The organism is Shewanella sp. LC6 (assembly GCF_006385735.2).
GTDB lineage: Bacteria > Pseudomonadota > Gammaproteobacteria > Enterobacterales > Shewanellaceae > Shewanella > Shewanella xiamenensis.
In genome coordinates, this window is the sequence record NZ_CP043902.1 from 4,675,576 (window position 1) to 4,696,955 (window position 21,380).

Here is a 21,380-nt window from a genome sequence, read left to right on the forward strand (position 1 = left end):
AACAGCTCAAATTGCCGAGGCTATCACGCTAACGCTAAAGCCTGAGTCAGCAGCTTGCGGTGCAGTCGGACAGCGATCCTATGAATTGAAAACCCTTAGGCGAATTACTGCTACACTCAAACTCAGCTAAAAAGATCAACAAAAGGATTTGTTTATGGCGATAGCCTGTGTACATACCCGAGCCAGTTGTGGTGTTGAAGCTCCAGAAGTCACGGTTGAAGTCCATCTCAGTAATGGCCTACCCGCCTTTAATCTGGTGGGTTTGCCAGAAGCCTCAGTCAAAGAAGCCCGTGAGCGGGTGCGCAGTGCCCTGATCAATGCGGGATTCGAGTTTCCGATGCGCCGGATAACCGTCAATCTCGCCCCCGCAGATTTACCCAAACAGGGCGGCCGTTACGATTTGCCTATCGCCATCGGCATTCTAGCCGCGTCAGAGCAAATCCCCGCCACGAGCCTTAAGGATACTGAATTTGTCGGCGAACTTGCCCTCTCAGGGCAAATCCGCCACTGCCAAGGATTACTACCAGCAATCATTGCGGCTAAACGCCATAATAATCAGTTAATTCTGCCACTCGATAATCGCCACGATGCCGAGTTAGTTGGCTATCCTAAGGTCTACTTTGGCTCCCATTTGCAAAGTTTAGCGGCGTTTCTCCATGGACAAGCGCCACTTCCCATGCTGGAGCAGCAGCTCGAGTGGATCTCGGATGAGCCGGCGCAGTCCACGCCTTGCCTTAGCGAGGTGATAGGTCAATACCAAGCTAAACAAGCACTTGAAATCGCCGCTGCAGGCAACCATAACCTATTAATGCTAGGCCCGCCGGGTACTGGCAAAACCATGCTAGCCAGCCGCATGATGGCGCTATTACCTGCACTCAATTATGAAGAAGCCTTAGAAGTGGCTGCAATTCATTCCGTCGCGGGCATCAATATCAAACCGCAGGACTTTCTTAAGCGACCATTTCGCGCGCCGCACCATACTTGCTCCTCAATTTCCTTAGTCGGAGGTGGCAGTATTCCTAAGCCTGGCGAAATTTCATTGGCCCATCGCGGAGTATTATTTCTGGATGAAGTCGCTGAATTTCCAAGAAAAGTGCTCGACTGTTTGCGTGAACCGATGGAAACAGGTGAAGTGGTGATCTCCCGCGCGGCGGCAAAACTGACCTTTTTAAGCCGCTTTCAATTGATCGCCGCCATGAACCCCAGCCCGAGCGGCGATATCGACGGCCCCAATCGAGCTACACCCGATCAAATCCAGCGCTATCTCGCCAGACTCTCTGGCCCGTTTATAGATAGATTTGATCTCACCATCGAAGTCCCCAAACTCCCCGCAGGCACCCTAACGCAACAGTCGACGCAAGGCGAAACCAGCCATCAAATCGCCAAACGAGTAAAATGCGCCCGCGATATTCAACTCGCCAGAGCGGGCGTGCTTAACAGCGAACTATCAGGTAAACAACTTAAGCAATTTAGTGGTATCAATGATGCTGACCTAGTTTTTTTAGAACAGAGTGTCGTCAAGTTAGGATTATCCGTGCGCAGCTTTCATCGTATTCAACGGGTTGCCCGCACCATTGCCGACCTTGAGCAGGCCCCCAATACCGAAAGACGCCACCTCGCCCAAGCCTTAGGATATCGGGCTATGGATAAATTATTGGCCCGTTTATCCCAACAGTATTGAGACTCGAAATATTAACAAATGCCCCGACCAGCCGCCCTAAGATTGAGCCAAACGCCGACACCGAGTAACATAGGCCTCCAATTTTTATCAGGGGGCGCCAATGGGGACGTTGTTTTCACAATTAAAAGGCTGCATAGCTTTCTTAGGTTATGTCGTGAATACGCTGTTTTGGGTTGTACCCATTGTTCTGGGCAGCTTCATTAAACTTATTCCTTTGCCTGTGTTGAGAACGGCGACGAGCTATTTTCTCGACTTTTGCGCCAGCGCTTGGATAAGCGTCAATGGGGTGATTGAACGTGTGCTGCACCCAGTGCAAATTGAGCTCTCGGGCGATAGCCAATTTTCTACCAAAGAATGGTATATGGTGATCGCTAATCATCAGTCTTGGGTGGATATTTTGATCCTGCAGCGCGTATTTAATCGCCGAATCCCGTTTTTGAAATTCTTCCTGAAACAAGAACTGATTTATGTGCCCGTGTTAGGGCTAGCATGGTGGGCATTAGATTTTCCTTTTATGCGCCGCTATAGCACTGCACAACTTAAAAAGAACCCAAAACTCAAGGGCAAAGATATCGAGATCACCCGTAAAGCCTGCGCAAAGTTTAAGACTAAGCCAGTGAGTGTGATGAACTTTGTCGAAGGAACACGCTTTACCAAGGCCAAACATAAAAAACAAAACTCACCGTTCCAACATCTGTTAAAACCTAAAGCGGGCGGCATGGCCTTTGCGCTATCGGCGATGGGAGAACAGATCCACAAATTAGTGGATGTCACGATCTACTACCCAGATAGCGTTCCAAGCTATTGGGACTACCTGACAGGCAAGCTGCCAAAGGTTAAAGTACACATAACAGTGAAGGATATTTCGCCGGATATGCGTGGCGATTATATGAATGATCGCGAGTTTAAAATTAGCTTCCAAGAACAATTGAATGAACTTTGGCTCGCTAAAGATCAAGTGATCAGCCAATTGGCAGGGCAAGCGGACCAAGAAGTAAGGTAAAACCTCTATGTTGAATTTTCTCCCCGGCCCAGTGCTGTTTATTCTCAGTCTGAGCCTGCTGATCATTAACACCGCCCTTTGGGGAACCTTGGTTTGCCTTGGTGGTTTAGTGAAAATGTTGATGCCAGCTCAAGGCGCACGCAATGCAGTGACCGGACTGATGAATCGTTTTATGTGGGCATGGGCAACCTGCAATGGTGGCATTTTGTATTTGATTGCCAAAATCGAGTGGGATGTTGAAGGACTTGAAGGGCTCAATAAAAACAGCTGGTACTTGCTAATCAGTAACCACCTCAGTGGCTTTGATATTGCCGCGCAGACTTACCTGCTGCGTAACCATATCCCCATGTTGAAATTCTTCCTCAAGAAAGAGCTGATCTATGTCCCTATTATGGGCCTAGGTTGCTGGGCGCTCGACATGCCTTTTATGGACAGAACCAGCCCGGCAAAACTCAAGAAAAATCCAAAACTTAAGGGTAAAGATTTAGCCACCACTCGCCGAGCCTGTGAAAAGTTTAAAAATATGCCCACATCAATTATCAACTACGTTGAGGGCAGCCGCTTTACCGAAGATAAGCGTCAGCGCCAAGATTCGCCTTACCGTCATTTACTCCGGCCTAAAGCAGGTGGTATTGCCTTTACACTTTCCGCTATGGGTGAGCAATTTACTAACCTACTGGATGTGACGGTAGTGTATCCGGATGCGCCAGACGATGTGTTATTTGGCGTAATGAACGGCAAAGTACGCAAGATTATTGTACGGGTGCGAGCCTTGCCAGTACCGCAGGTCGACGCTACTCGCTACTTTTCAGAATCGGAATATCGGGTCGAGTTTCAGCGTTGGTTAAATCAAGTTTGGGCGGAAAAAGATGATCAAATTGCTGCACTCTTGCAGCAACATCAGCAGCTAACGGATAGTGCCACCAGCACCCACACACAGCTTCACTAATACAGATTAACGAATACAGCTTCACTAACGTAAGTGAGTCGATAGCGGGTTGGGCTTACCTAGCCCGCTTATTCCACTTCTAGCTGTGCCAGCCTCATTGCCGCTTCTGCTAATTCCGTTTCATTAAACACACTCATACCTGCCGCCAGCAGAAGTTCGGCCGTCATTCCCCGCCCTGCAATTAAATGCTTACTGAAACTGCCATCATAAATGTGCTGATTACCACAGGAAGGACTACGCGCCTTTAAAATCGCTATTTTAATGCCTTGCTCCTGAGCCAAAGCAAGCGCCTTTTGTGCTCCCAACCTAAAAGCCGCTGTGACATCTTCACCCTGCGCTGTTAGCACTAGATCGCCGACACGCTCGGCCGCTGGCCTTGGTGTGGGTAATCCGCCCGCGCATTCAGGACAAAACGCCACTATCCGCCCTTCTCGCTGCCATCGCTGCATCCACTCGTCTTGCAGCAGATTATGACCGCCGTCATAGCGTACCGCCTGCCCAAGCAAACAACTGCTAATGAGGATTTTCTCCATCTTGTCCCTCTATACCTTCACCCTGTAGGTGCCAACCAATACCTTCTCAGCATTGTACTCAATAAGTCGCAATGGGGTAAAAGCTGTGCTTGATCGCACCATCTGACATCACTCGACACCAAAATTGTCGACAATTACCAATTAAAAAATAGAGAAGATAAAATTATCAAAATCAAATTAAATACAAAATAACCAACAAATACAGTAGCTAAAAATAAAAACGACAGAAGTATAGACTTACGTCTAAGTAAACATATTGTTGACAATGGGATTTAACGGGACTATTTTTTACCCATAGTCGACAATCCAGCAATCAACGAGTGATGCGCAGTATGTTGAAGCAAGAGACCATATTCCCCACAGATGACACCCCAAGTTCAGCGGCTCATGCCGCGACGAGCCCAACGAATAAGGTGAAATCCCTCGCCAGCGAAAAATCGTCGACCACCTTAGCCGATCAAATTTTGGTGCAAATACAAACCAGCATCATCAAGGGTGAACTGCCTGCAGGCAGTAAGATCAACGAGCAAGCCCTCGCCGAAAAATACGGCATCAGCCGCGGCCCGACCCGTGAGGCGCTGCAAACCTTAGAAAGACAACGTCTCGTAGTCCGTGCGCCCCATGTCGGAGCTCGAGTCGCTCAACTCACAGTGAGCGAGTTAAACGATTTATATCAATTACGTAGCGTGCTCGAAGGCATGGCCTGCGAACTTGCCGCCAGCCGTATTACCCCAGAACAATTAGCCAAGTTAGAAGACTTACTCGCGGTGCAAGAAACCGCGCTGGCCAATGGCGATACCTATTTCCAAGAGGAAGGTGATGTCGACTTCCATTATCAAATCATCCAAGCCAGCGGCAATAAACATCTGCAAGAAACCTTAATTGGCGGGCTTTATCATCTGCTGCGGATGTATCGCTATCAGTGCACCAATAAGAACCGCCCAGTAAAAGCCATTGCCGAACACAGACGCATAGTCGAAGCCATTGCCCAGCGTGATGGTGAACTCGCTAGCCTGTTGATGCGTCGCCATATTGAGCAAGGCCGTAAAAATACCGAATTACGCTTGATTGAATTACAAGCTAACGCCGCCGCGAAAGAAACCTTAGCCAATATCAGCTAAGTCGCAGCCCATAAGCATCGAATACTGATCATTCAGTACTTTTTAATTGGATAAGGACAAGACCATGACCCAAAGCGCAGGATTACGTTTTCGCCAAGCTCTTGCTAACTCAAAACCCTTACAAATCGTTGGCACCACCAATGCGTATTTCGCCTTGATGGCGGAGCAAACCGGTTTCCAAGCCCTGTATCTGTCGGGCGCAGGCGTAGCGAACGCCTCCTACGGTTTGCCGGATTTAGGCATGACCTCGATGAACGATGTGCTAATCGATGCAGGTCGTATCACCTCAGCAACTCAACTGCCACTGCTGGTCGATATCGACACCGGTTGGGGTGGCGCCTTCAACATCGCCCGCACCATTAAAGAGTTTGAGAAAATCGGTGTAGCTGCCGTGCACATGGAAGACCAAGTGTCGCAAAAGCGTTGTGGCCACAGACCCAACAAAGCGGTCGTCAGTACCGAGGAAATGGTTGACCGTATCAAGGCCGCCGTCGATGCCCGCACCGACCCTAACTTTGTGATCATGGCGCGCACCGATGCGGTTGCCGTTGAAGGTTTAGAAGCGGGTATCGAACGTGCAAAAGCCTATATCGCCGCGGGTGCCGATATGATTTTCGCCGAAGCCTTAACTGAGCTGGACCAATACCGTCACTTCAAAGCCCAAGTTAACGCACCAATTCTGGCGAACATGACCGAATTTGGCCAAACCCAATTGTTCAACAAAGAAGAACTCGCCGAAGCGGGCGCCGACATGGTGCTTTACCCACTCGGCACTTTCCGCGCCGCTAACCAAGCCGCACTGAAAGTGATGCAAGCGCTGATGAATGATGGTCATCAACGCAATGTCTTAGACACTATGCAGACCCGTACGGATTTGTATAAGTACTTGGGCTACCACGCCTTTGAAGACAAGTTAGATCAATTATTTAGCCAAGATAAGTAAAAGATAAGTACAGACCATGGACGTCAGTAGAAGCTTAGGCTTCGCGTTGTTACTGATACCCAGATGCGAGAGCCGTGACCTCAAATAACGGCTCCTGCATCACCGATATGCTGCAACCCTACATAAGGCTAAAACTCTGTATTTAGTCAACATTTATGCAGCTTTAACCAAAAAGGTAGACGGCTAATATTGAGCCTGTCTGCAATAACCATAGCGTTAACGGAAGGGAAGAATTATGTCAGACGCAAAAAAATTAAGTGGTGCTGGATTACGTGGCCAGAGCGCGGGTGAGACTGCACTAAGTACTGTAGGTGTATCGGGTAGCGGCCTGACCTACCGCGGTTACGATGTAAAAGATCTGGCCGAAAACGCCACCTTCGAAGAAGTCGCCTACCTGATCCTTTACGGTGAACTGCCCACCACTGCACAACTCGAGACCTATAAGACCAAACTTAAGGGCATGCGCGGCCTGCCACAGGCATTAAAAGAAGTGTTAGAGCGCATTCCTGCCGACGCCCATCCAATGGATGTCATGCGTACCGGTTGCTCGATGCTGGGTAACCTCGAAGCCGAGCACAACTTTAGCGAGCAAAGCCAAATTGCTGACCGTTTACTGGCGGCCTTCCCATCGATTATCTGCTACTGGTATCGCTTTAGCCACGATGGCGTACGCATCGACACCGAAACCTCCGATGAGCAAATCGGTGCTCACTTCCTGCACCTGCTGCACGGCAAAGCTCCATCGGCGCTGCACGTTAAGGTAATGGACGTATCGTTAATTCTGTATGCAGAGCATGAGTTTAACGCTTCAACCTTTACCGCCCGTGTGTGTGCATCGACCCTGTCGGACATGCATTCCTGCGTCACGGGTGCTATCGGCTCACTGCGTGGTCCATTGCACGGCGGCGCTAACGAAGCGGCGATGGAACTCATTCAAGATATGAAAGACGAAGCCGATGCCCGCGATGTGCTCATGGGTAAACTCGAGCGCAAAGAAAAGATTATGGGCTTTGGTCACGCCATCTACCGAGATTCAGATCCTCGTAACGCCATCATCAAAGAATGGTCAGAAAAACTGGCCGCAGATTATGGCGATGATCGCCTCTATCGCGTATCGGTCGCCTGTGAAGCCCTGATGTGGGAACAGAAAAAACTCTTCTGTAACGCCGACTTCTTCCACGCCAGTGCTTACCACTTCATGGGCATTCCAACCAAACTGTTTACCCCGATCTTCGTTTGTTCACGGGTAACAGGTTGGACGGCGCACGTGATGGAGCAGCGTTCAAACAACCGCATTATTCGTCCAAGTGCCGACTATGTGGGTGTATCACCACGCAAAGTGGTACCCATTGCCAACCGTTAAGCAAAACTGACCACACTTAGCGCGAGACTTCACTCAAGGTGCGTCTCGCGCCGACTTCATTTTCCGAAATGGATGATGTTATGAGCACTGTTATGAACACCCAATATCGCAAGCCTTTACCCGGCACAGCACTCGACTATTTCGATACCCGCGAAGCCATTGAAGCCATTGCCCCCGGCGCCTATGCGAAATTGCCTTACACCTCACGCGTGTTAGCGGAAAACTTAGTGCGTCGCTGCGAGCCGCAGGCGCTTACCGACTCACTAAAACAAATTATTGAATCAAAACAGGAACTGGATTTCCCATGGTTCCCAGCCCGCGTGGTGTGCCACGATATTTTAGGGCAAACAGCTCTCGTTGACCTTGCGGGTCTGCGTGATGCGATTGCTGCTAAGGGAGGCGATCCGGCGCAGGTTAACCCTGTGGTTCCAACTCAGCTGATTGTTGACCACTCACTGGCAGTGGAATTCGGTGGTTTCGATAAAGATGCCTTCGCCAAAAACCGCGCTATCGAAGACAGGCGAAACGAAGACAGATTTCACTTTATCAACTGGACGCAAAAAGCCTTTAAAAACATCGATGTGATCCCGCAGGGTAACGGCATCATGCACCAGATAAATCTGGAGCGTATGTCACCCGTGGTCCATGCCCGTGATGGCGTGGCCTTCCCAGATACCTTAGTGGGCACCGACAGTCACACGCCACACGTGGATGCGCTGGGCGTTATCGCTATCGGTGTGGGTGGACTTGAGGCCGAAAGCGTGATGCTGGGCCGCGCCTCCTATATGCGTCTGCCCGACATTATCGGCGTTGAACTCACAGGCAAACCTCAGCCGGGTATCACCGCTACCGATATCGTTTTAGCCTTGACCGAATTCCTGCGTAAGGAAAAAGTGGTTTCCTCTTACCTTGAGTTCTTCGGCGAAGGCGCAGAGGCTTTAACACTTGGCGATCGCGCGACTATCTCTAACATGACGCCAGAATTTGGTGCCACCGCCGCCATGTTCTACATCGACCAACAAACGCTAGACTACCTAACCCTCACGGGTCGTAGCGACGAGCAAGTGAAGCTGGTTGAAACCTATGCCAAGACCACAGGTTTGTGGAGCGATGATCTCAAGCAGGCCGAGTACCCACGTACCCTGCATTTTGATCTGTCATCGGTAGTGCGTACCATTGCTGGCCCATCGAATCCCCATGCTCGCGTTCCGACTTCAGAACTGGCCGCGCGCGGCATCAGCGGCGTGGTTGAAAACGAGCCAGGCCTGATGCCAGATGGCGCCGTGATTATTGCGGCCATCACTAGCTGCACCAACACCAGTAACCCACGTAACGTGATTGCAGCAGGCCTGCTGGCACGTAACGCCAATGCCAAAGGCTTAAGTCGCAAACCTTGGGTTAAAACCTCACTCGCCCCTGGCTCTAAGGCGGTACAACTGTATTTAGAAGAAGCCAACTTGCTGCCAGAGCTTGAGTCATTAGGCTTCGGTATCGTCGGTTTTGCCTGCACCACCTGTAACGGTATGAGCGGCGCCCTCGACCCGGTTATCCAGCAGGAAGTGATCGACCGCGATCTTTACGCTACCGCCGTATTATCCGGTAACCGTAACTTCGACGGCCGTATTCACCCCTACGCTAAGCAAGCCTTCCTCGCATCACCGCCATTAGTCGTCGCCTATGCAATCGCAGGGACGATTCGCTTCGATATCGAGAAGGATGTACTCGGTCAAGATAAAGACGGCAAGCCAGTGCGCTTAATCGATATTTGGCCAACGGATGCCGAAATCGATGCTGTGATTGCGGCAAGCGTGAAGCCAGAGCAGTTCCGCAAAGTCTACGAGCCGATGTTCGACCTGAGCGTCGACTATGGCGATAAGGTCAGCCCACTGTACGACTGGCGTCCACAATCAACCTATATCCGCCGCCCACCCTACTGGGAAGGTGCATTAGCGGGCGAGCGCACCCTCAAGGGCATGCGTCCACTCGCGGTATTAGGCGACAACATCACCACCGACCATTTATCGCCATCAAACGCGATTATGATGGACAGCGCGGCGGGCGAATACCTGCACAAGATGGGCCTGCCAGAGGAAGACTTTAACTCCTACGCGACCCACAGGGGCGACCACTTAACCGCCCAGCGCGCGACCTTCGCCAACCCTAAACTCAAAAACGAGATGGCAATTGTCGATGGCAAGGTGAAGCAAGGCTCACTGGCGCGTATCGAGCCAGAAGGCATAGTCACCCGCATGTGGGAAGCCATTGAAACCTATATGGATCGCAAACAACCGCTGATTATTATTGCCGGCGCTGACTATGGTCAGGGTTCATCCCGTGACTGGGCGGCAAAAGGTGTGCGTTTAGCGGGTGTTGAGGCGATTGTCGCCGAAGGTTTCGAGCGTATTCACCGCACAAACTTAGTCGGTATGGGCGTGTTGCCGCTGGAGTTCAAAGCGGGCGAGAATCGCGCGACCTATGGCATCGATGGCACCGAGGTGTTTGATGTTGTTGGTGATATCGCGCCACGTGCAGACTTGACCGTTATCATCACCCGTAAAAACGGTGAGCATGTCGAAGTGCCTGTGACCTGTCGTTTACATACCGCTGAAGAAGTGTCTATCTACTCTGCTGGCGGCGTACTGCAACGGTTTGCGCAGGATTTTTTAGAGTCAAATCTGAAGTAAGATTCGCGCTAAAAGGCGGCAATGCCGACAAGCTTGCCGCCTATATCGACACGAACCTTTTCGCTATTCCCCTTGGAGTTAATAGCATGAGTAATAAACTTTTCCCGCCCCAGATTAAAGTGGCTGCAACCTATATGCGTGGTGGCACTAGCAAAGGGGTATTTTTCCGTCTGCATGATTTACCCGAAGCAGCCCAAGTACCCGGCCCTGACCGTGATGCACTACTGCTGCGCGTCATTGGCAGCCCCGACCCCTATGGTAAACAAATTGATGGTATGGGCGGCGCAACTTCAAGCACCAGCAAGACGGTTATTCTGTCTAAAAGCAGCCAAGCCGACCACGATGTTGACTATCTGTTTGGCCAAGTGTCTATCGACAAACCCTTTGTGGATTGGAGCGGTAATTGCGGCAACTTGACCGCCGCCGTCGGCGCATTTGCCATCAGCAATGGGCTGATTGATGCTGCGCGCATCCCGCAAAACGGTATCTGCACCGTGCGTATTTGGCAGGCCAATATTGCAAAAACCATTATTGCCCATGTGCCGATTACCGATGGCATGGTGCAAGAGACAGGCGATTTTGAGCTCGATGGCGTGACCTTCCCCGCCGCCGAAGTGCAGATCGAATTTATGAACCCCGCCGCTAACGAAGATGGCGATGGTGGCAGCATGTTCCCAACGGGTAATTTAGTGGATGTACTCGAAGTACCCGGGATTGGCAGCTTTAATGCCACCATGATTAACGCGGGTATCCCAACCATCTTTATCAATGCTGAGGACTTAGGTTACTCGGGCACTGAACTGCAAGACGATATCAACAGCGATAATGCCGCTCTTGCCAAGTTTGAGACCATCCGTGCTTATGGCGCCGTACGTATGGGACTTATCACACATATTGATGAGGCCGCATCACGCCAACATACCCCTAAGGTGGCCTTTGTTGCTAAGCCGAAAAACTATGTGTCATCCAGCGGCAAAGCAGTTGCAGCGGAGGAGATCGATCTTCTGGTACGTGCCCTCTCCATGGGCAAATTGCACCATGCGATGATGGGCACAGCCGCCGTAGCGATTGGTACCGCGGCGGCGATTCCCGGCACTTTAGTCAATCTCGCGGCAGGCGGTGGTGAGAAGGAAGCGGTACGTTTTGGCCATCCTTCTGGCACCCTTCGCGTCGGCGCACAGGCCATGCAACAAAACGGCGAATGGACAGTGACTAAAGCCATTATGAGTCGCAGCGCCCGAGTGCTGATGGAAGGTTTTGTACGCGTGCCCACCGTATAAAACCAGACAACTGATTCGCACCTTCAAGTTGATTGATATCACCCTATCAATAGAGTTCAACCAAAGGCCTTGCTTCTCCCCCTTCCGGCAAGGTCTTTTTTTATTTATCTTCCCTGCGAGCTGCAATATGTTGGCATTCGGTAAAAAATGCTAAACTTGCGTTGGTCACAGCTGATATTGATAAAAACACCTTACGCTATATAAATCTGTGAATAAATTAACCATTATTTTAATTTTAAAACTGAGATCGCGTCAGTCTCATTCTTAACGCGACATTCCTAAAGTAACGTTAATAATACCTCCCAAAATTGGGGAAAAAGTAGGGAATGATAGGGGTAGCTTTGAGTCAACCAATCCTTAGACTAATCGTTAGCGTGCTCTGCATTCTCAGTTTTGTTGCGGTGCTTCCCGCAGGCTTGGCATTACCGCTTAATGCGGCAAATACACTGCTTAAATTTGAGCATATCCGCAGCGAAGAAGGGTTAAACCAAAACACAATCACCAGCCTATTTATGGACAGTGCTGGCATGCTGTGGATTGGCACTCAAGATGGACTCCATAGCTATAACGGTTACAACTTCAATCTTTTTATCCACTCCCCTAATGATCCTCAAAGCATTTCAGAAAGTTTTATCTCGGATATTATCCAAGATGCCCAAGGTTATCTTTGGATAGGTACTTTTAGCCAAGGTATAAATCGGCTCAATTTAAAAACAGGCACCTTTGAACGCATTGGCATAGAACAGGGTCTCACCGATCCCAGGGTCACTAAACTCAATATTGTCGGCAATACGCTGTGGATTGGCACTCAAAGTGGCTTGTTTTCTTTTTCCACAAGAACAAAACGCTTAACCCAAGTTTCACTAGGAACCAGCGTTGAACCCTACATCACCAGTCTTGCCAATGTTGATAACACCTATTTACTCGCAGGAACCAGGGATAATGGTACCTTTGCTGTAAGTGCAAATACGATTACGCGGCTGAATGTGCCGCAGGATGTGATTGCTTATCAGATTAAAGCCAATTCAAGTCGAGCAATTAGCTTAGCGCTTGGTAATCAGCTCTGGCACTATGATCTGACCACTCAACAAGGGACTATCATCTGGCAAGCAGAAAATAATGTTCCCTATATCAAAGATTTTGTTCAAACATCCCAAGGACAATTCTGGGTCGTCGGACCTGAAGCTGGTTTAATACAATTAGAAAGAGAGGCGGATCAATTCGTTGCAACTTATCATAAATTTGATCCCAAACGCACCAACAGTATCAGTGAAAACAATATCTTATCCCTGCTAGAAGATCCTTTTGGCAATCTATGGCTCGGCGCGAGTTATTCTGGATTGAATAAGATCAACACTCGCCGTCAATATTTTCAGCATCTGTTTGAATATACGACCGAATTACCTCAACAGAGCAATAATGTCCGTAGCCTTTACCGCAGCCAAGATCAGGCACTGTGGATAGGAACAGAAGGCGCGGGCCTTAAGCGGTTAGCACGAAATAGTAAAACATATGAAAATTACAGCACTTTGTTTGCCAAGGCATTAGGGTTAGAGACTCAATACTTAAACCTCACTCTGCGCTCGATTATTCAAGATAAGCAAGGCGCCCTCTGGTTTGCCAGTAACTATGGACTAGGGCGTCTGGCTCCAAACGGTGAATTTAGCCTACTTAATGTTGCAGATAGCAAAGACACCTCAGCAGAAGCGAACTATATCCGCAGTCTAGAGTTAGATGATCAAAATAGGCTCTGGGTAGCGACATCCCATGCGCTATATCGGAAATCCACTATAAATGATGAATTTACGCCTGTTTCGCTAACAGGCATTGAAAATTTTCATCCTACACAAAACCTGTTACTCACCCTTAGGGCCAATAATAATATTCTGTGGATTGGTTCGCTCAATGGACTAGTAAAATTAGATATGCAAACGGGGCATGGCGACGTTTTTTACCATGACCCCCATGACAAAAACAGCATTATCAATAACCGCATTAGGGATATCTTAGTCGCAAGTAATGGTGATGTTTGGTTTGCGACCCACGGTGGCATTAGTCTGCTATCGTATCAAACCTTATTGCCCATTTTTAGTGATTATACCCGTGAACAAGGTCTACCCAGCGATACAATTTACGCTCTGCTGGAGGATGATGAGCATCATATTTGGTTCAGTAGCAATGCCGGTATTGGAAAATTAAACCCTATCAATAACAAAATTATTAATTTCAACGAACAGGAAGGCTTACAGGCACTGGAATTTAACGGTGGTGTAAAACTTAAAGACAGTGATGGCGATCTCTGGTTTGGCGGAATTAATGGCATCAATCGCTTTAACCCTAAAATCCTACCTGACAAAAGGGGTGAAGCGAAGGTAGCACTCACAGCATATAAAATTGCCGGCCAAAAACAGACGATTTTAGATCTGAGTCATCCGCCGAAAATCGTAATGAACTACGCCGATCAATTAGTGAGCTTTGAAATCACCTCACTGGATTTTAGCTATACAGGAAAAAACCGCTTTAGTTATTTCCTCGAAGGATTTGATAACCATTGGCACGATTTACCGACAGGCAATGAAATCACCTTCACTAATATCGATCCAGGCAACTACGTGCTCCATGTGCGCCACTCACTTGAATACAACCGTCAAGGTGACTATACGCTTTTGGTCGATTTAACCGTCAATGCACCTTTTTATCGCACCGAATTGGCCTATGCGCTTTATATTCTACTGACACTAACTCTACTGATATGGATAGTAAAATGGCGCAAACAAAAACGTCGCCAACAACAAGAGTTTGAAACTAGCATTCGTGCATCTGAAGAACGGCTTAAACTGGCGCTTTGGGCTTCGGGCGACGGGATGTGGGACTGGAATATCCAAGAACAACAGGTTTACCGGACGCATACAGATATACCTGTCCCTCAATGGAACCGTCACCATCTACTGCACGACAATGCTCATCCTGAAGATAGGGAAAGATTTAGGCACGAGTTAGCCGAACACCTACAAGGACGCACTCCCTTCTTTGAAGTGGAATACCGCATTGAGCATTCGCCCAACAAATGGGTTTGGATCCTTGAGCGGGGTAAAGTTGTTGAAGCTAATGGGCAGGACCATCCCATTCGTATGACGGGCACAACTCGGGATATTACCTCGCGCAAGCTGATCGAAAACGAGCTGGTACTCTCCTCACAAGTGCTAAATAGCATGAATGAAGCCGTCGTGGTGGCAGGATTAGACTATCGAATCCGTTCGGTAAACCCTGCTTTTAGCAATATCACTGGTTATTCAGAGCGGCAGATTAGTGATAAATACTTAATTCACTTAGCCTACAGTAGAAAACAACGGGATCTGTTTAATAGCATTGAACAGCAACTACTACGCCATAAACATTGGGCGGGAGAAATTTGGATCCGCAATAAGGCCCGTAGAGCAATTTTGGTGTGGCTCGAGATTAATCAAGTAATTGACGTAAAAGGTGAAACTAGCCACTTTGTGGCGGTATTTACTGATATTACAGAGCGCAAAAAGGCCGAGGAGGATTTACGTTTCCTCGCTAGCTTTGACACGCTCACAGGGCTGCCTAATCGAACCTTATTCCAAGACCGGCTTAATCACGCGATATCTCAAGCACATAGATCGAATAATATTGTCGCCCTACTGTTTTTAGACCTCGACCGTTTTAAGCACATTAACGACTCTATGGGGCACCACATTGGCGATCTATTACTCAAAGCAGTGGCCCATAGGCTGCAAAATGCCGTCCGCGAAGGAGATACCGTAGCCCGCTTGGGTGGTGATGAATTTACCATTATTCTAGAAGGTGTGGCGAAAACTAAAGCAGCGACGTTAATTTCGGAAAAAGTGCTCAAAGCCTTTCAAGCGCCCTTCTTATTAGAGGACAAATCCCTCACTATCTCCACTTCGATAGGTATCAGTCTCTATCCTAATGATGCTGTAGATGTGGATTCGTTAATTAAATTTGCCGATACCGCCATGTACCATGCTAAGGCTCTCGGGCGAAATAACTTTCAGTTTTACACCAATAAACTCAATGAGATGGCGACTCGCCATATGCTGCTCGAAACGGGATTAAAACAAGCAATCGCCCACAATGAGTTAAGCTTGGTGTATCAACCTAAGTTTTGCCTACGCAATGGATCTCTGACAGGGCTTGAAGCACTACTGCGCTGGCAGCATTCAGAATTAGGCCCCATTTCTCCCGCCGAGTTTATTCCCCTCGCGGAAGAAACAGGCATGATCAATCAAATAGGCCATTGGGTGATTAACCACGCTTGCCAACAACTGGCCGAATGGAATGAGTTAGGTTTTAGCGATATCACCATGGCCGTTAACTTGTCTGCTAGACAGTTAAAGGCCGATATTATCTCAACCATTGAAGTAGCCCTTGCGGTATCAGGACTTCCCGCCCAGGCTCTTGAGTTGGAGCTAACTGAATCGATGATCATGGGCAACCCACAGGAGTCAGTTAATATCCTCTCAAAACTCAAAGCATTAGGCTTAACCATTGCTGTAGACGATTTCGGTACTGGCTATTCAAGCTTGAGTTACCTCAAACGTTTCCCTATTGATACCTTAAAAATTGACCGCGAGTTTGTGCGCGACATAACCAACGACCCCGATGATGCGGCCATTACCAGCGCGATTATTGCTCTCGCCCACAGCCTAGAGTTGAATGTGGTGGCAGAAGGGGTTGAAACTCAAGAACAACTTAACTTCTTGGCGCTGCAAGGCTGTGATCAAGTCCAAGGCTTTCTGCTGAGTAAACCGCTGAGCGCCAAAGATTGCCAAACACTTTTAATACAACAGATACAAAAGCGTCAAGACGCAAAAGAATAAGGCTCCATCATGGAGCCTTATCGTATTGATTTAGAAACTATTAAGGTGCGATACGCTCAACGCGTCTCACCCAGCCATCAGGGCCTTGAATATGGCCTTTCTGGATATCGGTATACAGCTTGTAGATGCGTTGAATATGCTCACCTACTTCACCGTTGCCCACAGTCACCACTCGACCATCTTCAAAAATATAGGAACCGACAGCAGACACTACGGCAGCAGTCCCAAAACCTCCCGCTTCGATAATCTCACCGGATTCGATATCGGCGATAAACTTATCCAGCATGACCGTCTCTTGGCGCACTTCGCAGCCGAGCAATTCACCCAGCTCCATAATAGATTGCGAGGTAATCGATTTTAAAATGGTATCGGTGAAGGTTGGGATGATCACTGTGCCATCTTTCAGAATGTGGAAGTGGTTCATCGCGCCCGCTTCTTCAATCTGTTGGTTGTTCGCATCTAAATACAGTACCTGCGAAGCACCAAACTTTGCGGCTGCTTTACCCGCACGCAATGAGGCAGCATAGTTACCCGCTGCTTTAGAGGCGCCAGTACCACCCGATACGGCGCGATGGTAAGTCTTGCTGATCAGTAGACGAATGCCTTTATTCACACCCGCCGCGTAGTAAGCACCACTTGGGCTTAACACCACGCAGAATGTGTAGCGCGAACTTGGGCTTACAGACAGACGGTCTTCGGTCGCAAAAATAAAGGGGCGAATGTATAAACAGGCACCTTCTTGCATCGGGAACCAAAGACGGTCTACGTCGATCAAGGCGTTGATCGCATCGATTTGCATCTGCTCATCAATATTAGGAATACAGACAATATCCGCAGAGCGATTCATACGCTCGGCGTTTTTGTTGATGCGGAACGTGTAAATTTCGCCATCTTGATGCATAAAGGCCTTGGCGCCTTCGAAGATTGACTGACCATAATGCAGGGCCATCGCACCCGGCGCCATTTCAAACGGGCCATAGGGCACAATACGAGGATCGCGCCACTCACCATCGCGATAATCCATTAAAAACATATGATCGGTTCTGAGGCTACCGAAGCCCACATTTCCTTCGGGCTTGAATTGCTCAGTACGGCGTTCGGACGCAGGTTTTAAATCGTATTTTATTTCCATCGCATACCACCTTGATTACTGAACAAGCAGACTAGGTAGCGACAAGAATAAAGTCAATAGGTGAGATTCATCTAAAAGTCTTAGCCGATAAAATAACCCAGCAAAAATGTCTTATTAGCTTGCCGTAATCTTGAATAGGTTGATTCTACTTCCCTTATTGACTTTGGATTTCCCCCTGCTTCGCCTCAAGCCAACCACCGACGGCTTGTATGGGCTCTTCATTTAGCGTTAACCACACCACCCAAGCTAAATGAGGTGCCTTCTTCGCCGTAGCCGGAATGCTATTGAGATATTGCTCAAAATACAGTGCTGAATCTGATGCAACAAACTCCGTCGCACGGACACTCACAGGGATTGATTGCATGCTAAATACAACAAAGTCATGGGTTAACTGCTTATGGCGATTCTCACCGCGTTTAATTTCACTAGTTAACCCTGAGCCGACGAGTGCTAACTGTAAACGTGCTTGACTCAAATCTTTATGCTGCCCCCAAGGTTGCTGTGGCACAAAACTCGCCTCAAGCTGCTGGTTGGCGATACGCACTTTAAGCACACCCACCTCAGGTTGAGGCTCGGCAAAAATCTCGGTTAATTCACCCGAAAACCAGCCACGCCACTCCTTAGCATTAATCACAAACTGTGGCGTATACACTTGCCGTGTATGCTTTTGGTTTAAATGTTGATATTGGCGCTCACTAAATGCTTTTTGACCAAAAATATCCCGCCAACCAAGGTAATCCCAATAGGTCACATGAAAGGCTAGCGGAAAATATTTCTGCCATAAATCGGTCTGGTTAAACTGCTCAGATAACCAAGCTTCGGCGGGCGGACAACTACTGCATCCCTGTGAGGTGTAAAGTTCGATAATATAAGGACGGGTCACGGCACTCTGCGCTTGAAATGGGGCCAATGTCTGAGCAAATACAGGTTGCCACCACTGCAACCACAAAAGACCAACGAGTAAGATGCATTTCATATTCAATCCTCCTATCACTGAGTGATGAGACCTTGAATTGCACCTAAATCATTCAACTGAGAAAAAAGATGATGTCTGACTATAAAATGATCCCCTGTGCCCATTATGACTACCTTGAGCTGGCTTGCCTTCGGAGCTATTGGCTCAAGATTGAGTTACAGGACGGCAGCCAGTGCCAAGCACGGGCAATTACGACTCAGACCCATGCCGATAAGACTGAATGGCTGGTCGTTGAACATCAAGCGGGCCAGCAAACACTGCGGCTAGATAGCATTATCGCCATCACGCCCACGGATCCCGCTGCTAGTTTTGGCCGTGTTATGATTGCGAGCCAATAACAAAGGAGCAAAAATAAATGGCAAGGATGATTCTGCTGTTGGAATTAGGCGATTGGACTGGTGGTCACCATGGCCAATATCCCTACTTGGTGGAGTTTGATAGCAAGCGACTCGATTCCCCCTTTGACGTTAGCGAAGGTTGGGGGCACGGATTAGGCGGCAGCCGTTATTCGTTGGCACGGTTTATTGAAACTGAACATTATACTCAACTCAAGCTCCACGCATCTTGGGCTGCGGCCATCATAGCGCAAGATTTACCAACACTGAATATTGAAGCCATCTCCCAAGGGTTGCAGGCACATTATGCCTCGCACAGCCCAAATATTCCGGCAAATCTGGCTCGCTATTTCTAACTGAAGATCTTGTTTTAATTGAAAATCGCGTTGTTGCGACGGATATGACACCAGAATCTCTGGCAGCAATTACCTGATGACGAATAAAGCCAAGTATTAACTTGGCTTTACGACTGACTTAGCTGTCGATCGCGGTTTACGCCTTGGCTACAGCTGCAATCACAGAGACTTCAACCAAATATTCGGGCTCGGCAATCGCCGCCTGTACACAGGCACGGGCTGGTGCATGACCTTGTGGTACCCAAGCGTCCCAAACGGCATTCATGGCATCGTAGTCATTCATATCCTTTAGATAGATAGTGGCTGACAACAAGTGCTCACGGGAACTGCCCGCCTGCGCTAACAGGGTATCAACTTCCTCTAGCATAGTCGTCGTTTGTTCGGTGATGTTTTGATACTTATCCTTCGCCACTTGGCCACATAAGTACACTGTGCCTTGGTGGATCACTATGCTGCTCATACGTGTACCAACATCTAAACGGGTAATGCTCATAGGGATAATCTCTTAAATCAGATAGTTAATTCTGTGACCATTTTACCCCGAAAGGCTCAGTTTGTCTGCGAACGAGCGCCCACCCAGGGTGGATAAAAGCGCGTCATTAGCATGAGCAAACCTAGCGCCGTAAATATCACGCCACACCATACAAACACTGTTGCCACAGATAAATTGACTAACTGAAATCCCACTAATGCCGCAACAGCAGCAATTAATGCGAAGGGCAGTTGAGTCACCACATGGTCATGGGGTAAACAGCCTGAGCTCGTCGCGCTCAGCACGCTGGTATCGGAAATTGGCGAGCAGTGATCGCCAAACACCGAGCCTGCCATCACCGCACTTAATACCGGTAACAGCAAGCTGGCATCCATGTTATGGGCGATTTCTCCGCCGATGGGGATCATAATCGCAAAGGTTCCCCAGCTTGAACCTGTGGCAAAGGCCATGATAGCGCAAAGCAGGAACATCCCCGCCACCAGCAAACTGGGGGATAAATACCATTTTGCCCAATCGGCCAATAAACTCGCTACGCCCAGATCTTGGATTACAGCACCTATCATCCAAGTGCAGAGTAAAATCGCGATAGCAAAGGCGATCATCCGAACCCCATGGGCTAAATCGCCCAGCAGTTTCCCAATGCTTCGGCCCGACAGCAGCAACAACACTAGAGTCACTAACGTCGATAACAAACACGCATCACGCATCGCAGCACCAATATCAGCGCTGGCTAACCAGGCCGAAATATCCCATGACGGCACCTGCTGCGCGCCAGACCAGAGAGTTAAACCGACAGAGGCGCACAGTAAGGTCAGCATCGGAATGGACAACAGCCAAGGATTCCCTTGGGTGCTAGGCGATACAATTTCAACATGATCAGTATCCAGCGGCTCAGCTCCCAACGCAGCCCTCTCCATAGGATTAAATCCGACCCCAAACCAGGCCACAATCAACGACAAACCTAAAGTCGTAATCGCATAAAAATTGGATAAGGCCACCTCGATAAAGGCTTCAAGGGCTGAAACGGGTAAAAAGCTGAGTCCCGCCAGTAGCGCCATCACATAGGGCCCCCAGCTAGAAAAAGGCAAGAGAGAACAAAGCGGCGACGCATTAGAGTCAACCAAATAAGCCAGTTGCGTCTGACGGATACCATAACGCTGGCTCAACGGTTGGCACACATGGCCCACGGCAAGACAGCTAAAAATACCATCAATAAACACTAACCAACCCAGCAATACGACACCAATACGCGCTTGTCGGCCCGTACGAATACGCTGATATAACCAATCACCGAACTGCCCTACCGCACCACTTCGGGCAAGTAGCTGTGTCATGCTACCCAGTAATAACATGGCCATTAGCACGTTTAAATGCCACCATTGCCATGCATCTTGGCTATAAAACTGCTTAACGCCTATCTCCACAAGATAACTTAAGCTTTGCAGTATATTGAAGTGGGCAATAATCAAGGCGCCCGAGAGGATACCAACACCTAGGGCAACTAAGGTACGTCGCAACCATAGGGCTAACACTAAGGTTAATAACAGGGGAATTATGGCGAGCAGGCTTGATGTCATGGGCCATTCCGATAATAAATAAAACCAAGAATACTAACGAGTTAATAACAAATGCAAAAAAACTTAAATTAGCACTCCGTTATCGGGCA

At 48.7% G+C, this 21,380-nt stretch carries 16 protein-coding genes; 11 read left to right on the forward strand and 5 right to left on the reverse strand.

What is annotated here, in order from left to right:
• Positions 1-154 precede the first annotated feature (154 nt).
• From FJD32_RS20905 to FJD32_RS20915, 3 genes are all read left to right on the forward strand, one after another.
• Positions 155-1,681, forward strand: a complete 1,527-nt coding sequence (locus tag FJD32_RS20905; protein ID WP_099457106.1) for a YifB family Mg chelatase-like AAA ATPase — start codon at positions 155-157, stop codon at positions 1,679-1,681.
• A 100-nt stretch (positions 1,682-1,781) separates the two neighbouring features.
• Positions 1,782-2,684 (forward strand): acyltransferase, encoded by a 903-nt coding sequence (locus tag FJD32_RS20910; RefSeq protein WP_037413712.1) that lies wholly within the window; start codon positions 1,782-1,784, stop codon positions 2,682-2,684.
• Positions 2,685-2,691: 7 nt separating this feature from the next.
• On the forward strand, positions 2,692-3,633 hold the full coding sequence (locus FJD32_RS20915) for an acyltransferase (RefSeq protein ID WP_037431237.1): 942 nt from the start codon (positions 2,692-2,694) through the stop codon (positions 3,631-3,633).
• A 68-nt stretch (positions 3,634-3,701) separates the two neighbouring features.
• Here FJD32_RS20915 and FJD32_RS20920 read toward each other — a convergent pair whose 3' ends face one another.
• A complete protein-coding gene (locus tag FJD32_RS20920) occupies positions 3,702-4,166 on the reverse strand; it encodes a DUF523 domain-containing protein (protein WP_099457107.1) in 465 nt (154 codons plus the stop codon).
• A gap of 332 nt (positions 4,167-4,498) precedes the next feature.
• Between FJD32_RS20920 and FJD32_RS20925 the strand changes: the two genes are divergently transcribed.
• The 6 genes from FJD32_RS20925 to FJD32_RS20950 all read left to right on the forward strand — a co-directional run bounded on the left by FJD32_RS20925 (position 4,499) and on the right by FJD32_RS20950 (position 16,422).
• Positions 4,499-5,287 carry a GntR family transcriptional regulator gene (locus FJD32_RS20925; RefSeq protein ID WP_099457108.1) on the forward strand — a complete coding sequence of 263 codons (789 nt, stop codon included), beginning with the start codon at positions 4,499-4,501 and terminating at the stop codon, positions 5,285-5,287.
• 64 nt (positions 5,288-5,351) lie between these two features.
• On the forward strand, positions 5,352-6,230 hold the full coding sequence (prpB, locus tag FJD32_RS20930) for a methylisocitrate lyase (RefSeq protein ID WP_037431229.1): 879 nt from the start codon (positions 5,352-5,354) through the stop codon (positions 6,228-6,230).
• 235 nt (positions 6,231-6,465) lie between these two features.
• On the forward strand, positions 6,466-7,593 hold the full coding sequence (gene prpC / locus FJD32_RS20935) for a 2-methylcitrate synthase (RefSeq protein ID WP_099457109.1): 1,128 nt from the start codon (positions 6,466-6,468) through the stop codon (positions 7,591-7,593).
• Positions 7,594-7,673: 80 nt separating this feature from the next.
• On the forward strand, positions 7,674-10,277 hold the full coding sequence (gene acnD / locus FJD32_RS20940) for a Fe/S-dependent 2-methylisocitrate dehydratase AcnD (protein WP_140906444.1): 2,604 nt from the start codon (positions 7,674-7,676) through the stop codon (positions 10,275-10,277).
• Positions 10,278-10,363: 86 nt separating this feature from the next.
• Complete coding sequence (prpF, locus tag FJD32_RS20945; protein WP_099457111.1) at positions 10,364-11,557, forward strand: 2-methylaconitate cis-trans isomerase PrpF; 1,194 nt, start codon at positions 10,364-10,366, stop codon at positions 11,555-11,557.
• Positions 11,558-11,883: 326 nt separating this feature from the next.
• Entirely contained in the window at positions 11,884-16,422 is a 4,539-nt protein-coding gene (locus FJD32_RS20950) for an EAL domain-containing protein (RefSeq protein WP_088586252.1), read from the forward strand.
• Between the two features lie 40 nt (positions 16,423-16,462).
• On the opposite strand, the gene FJD32_RS20955 is transcribed toward FJD32_RS20950, so the two are convergent.
• Both FJD32_RS20955 and FJD32_RS20960 read right to left on the reverse strand, forming a co-directional pair.
• Positions 16,463-17,554 carry a branched-chain amino acid aminotransferase gene (locus FJD32_RS20955; protein WP_088586253.1) on the reverse strand — a complete coding sequence of 364 codons (1,092 nt, stop codon included), beginning with the start codon at positions 17,552-17,554 and terminating at the stop codon, positions 16,463-16,465.
• Positions 17,555-17,708: 154 nt separating this feature from the next.
• Positions 17,709-18,530 (reverse strand): DUF1223 domain-containing protein, encoded by an 822-nt coding sequence (locus tag FJD32_RS20960; RefSeq protein ID WP_088586254.1) that lies wholly within the window; start codon positions 18,528-18,530, stop codon positions 17,709-17,711.
• Positions 18,531-18,601: 71 nt separating this feature from the next.
• On the opposite strand from FJD32_RS20960, the gene FJD32_RS20965 reads away from it, so the two are divergent.
• Positions 18,602-18,868, forward strand: a complete 267-nt coding sequence (locus FJD32_RS20965; protein WP_037413736.1) for a Rho-binding antiterminator — start codon at positions 18,602-18,604, stop codon at positions 18,866-18,868.
• 17 nt (positions 18,869-18,885) lie between these two features.
• The gene (locus FJD32_RS20970) at positions 18,886-19,221 is read left to right on the forward strand and encodes a hypothetical protein (RefSeq protein WP_088586255.1); all 336 of its coding nucleotides are present in this window, start codon (positions 18,886-18,888) and stop codon (positions 19,219-19,221) included.
• A gap of 136 nt (positions 19,222-19,357) precedes the next feature.
• Here FJD32_RS20970 and FJD32_RS20975 read toward each other — a convergent pair whose 3' ends face one another.
• Both FJD32_RS20975 and FJD32_RS20980 read right to left on the reverse strand, forming a co-directional pair.
• Complete coding sequence (locus FJD32_RS20975; protein ID WP_037413739.1) at positions 19,358-19,714, reverse strand: RidA family protein; 357 nt, start codon at positions 19,712-19,714, stop codon at positions 19,358-19,360.
• Between the two features lie 56 nt (positions 19,715-19,770).
• The gene (locus tag FJD32_RS20980) at positions 19,771-21,291 is read right to left on the reverse strand and encodes a Na+/H+ antiporter NhaC family protein (RefSeq protein WP_047534212.1); all 1,521 of its coding nucleotides are present in this window, start codon (positions 21,289-21,291) and stop codon (positions 19,771-19,773) included.
• Positions 21,292-21,380 lie beyond the last annotated feature (89 nt).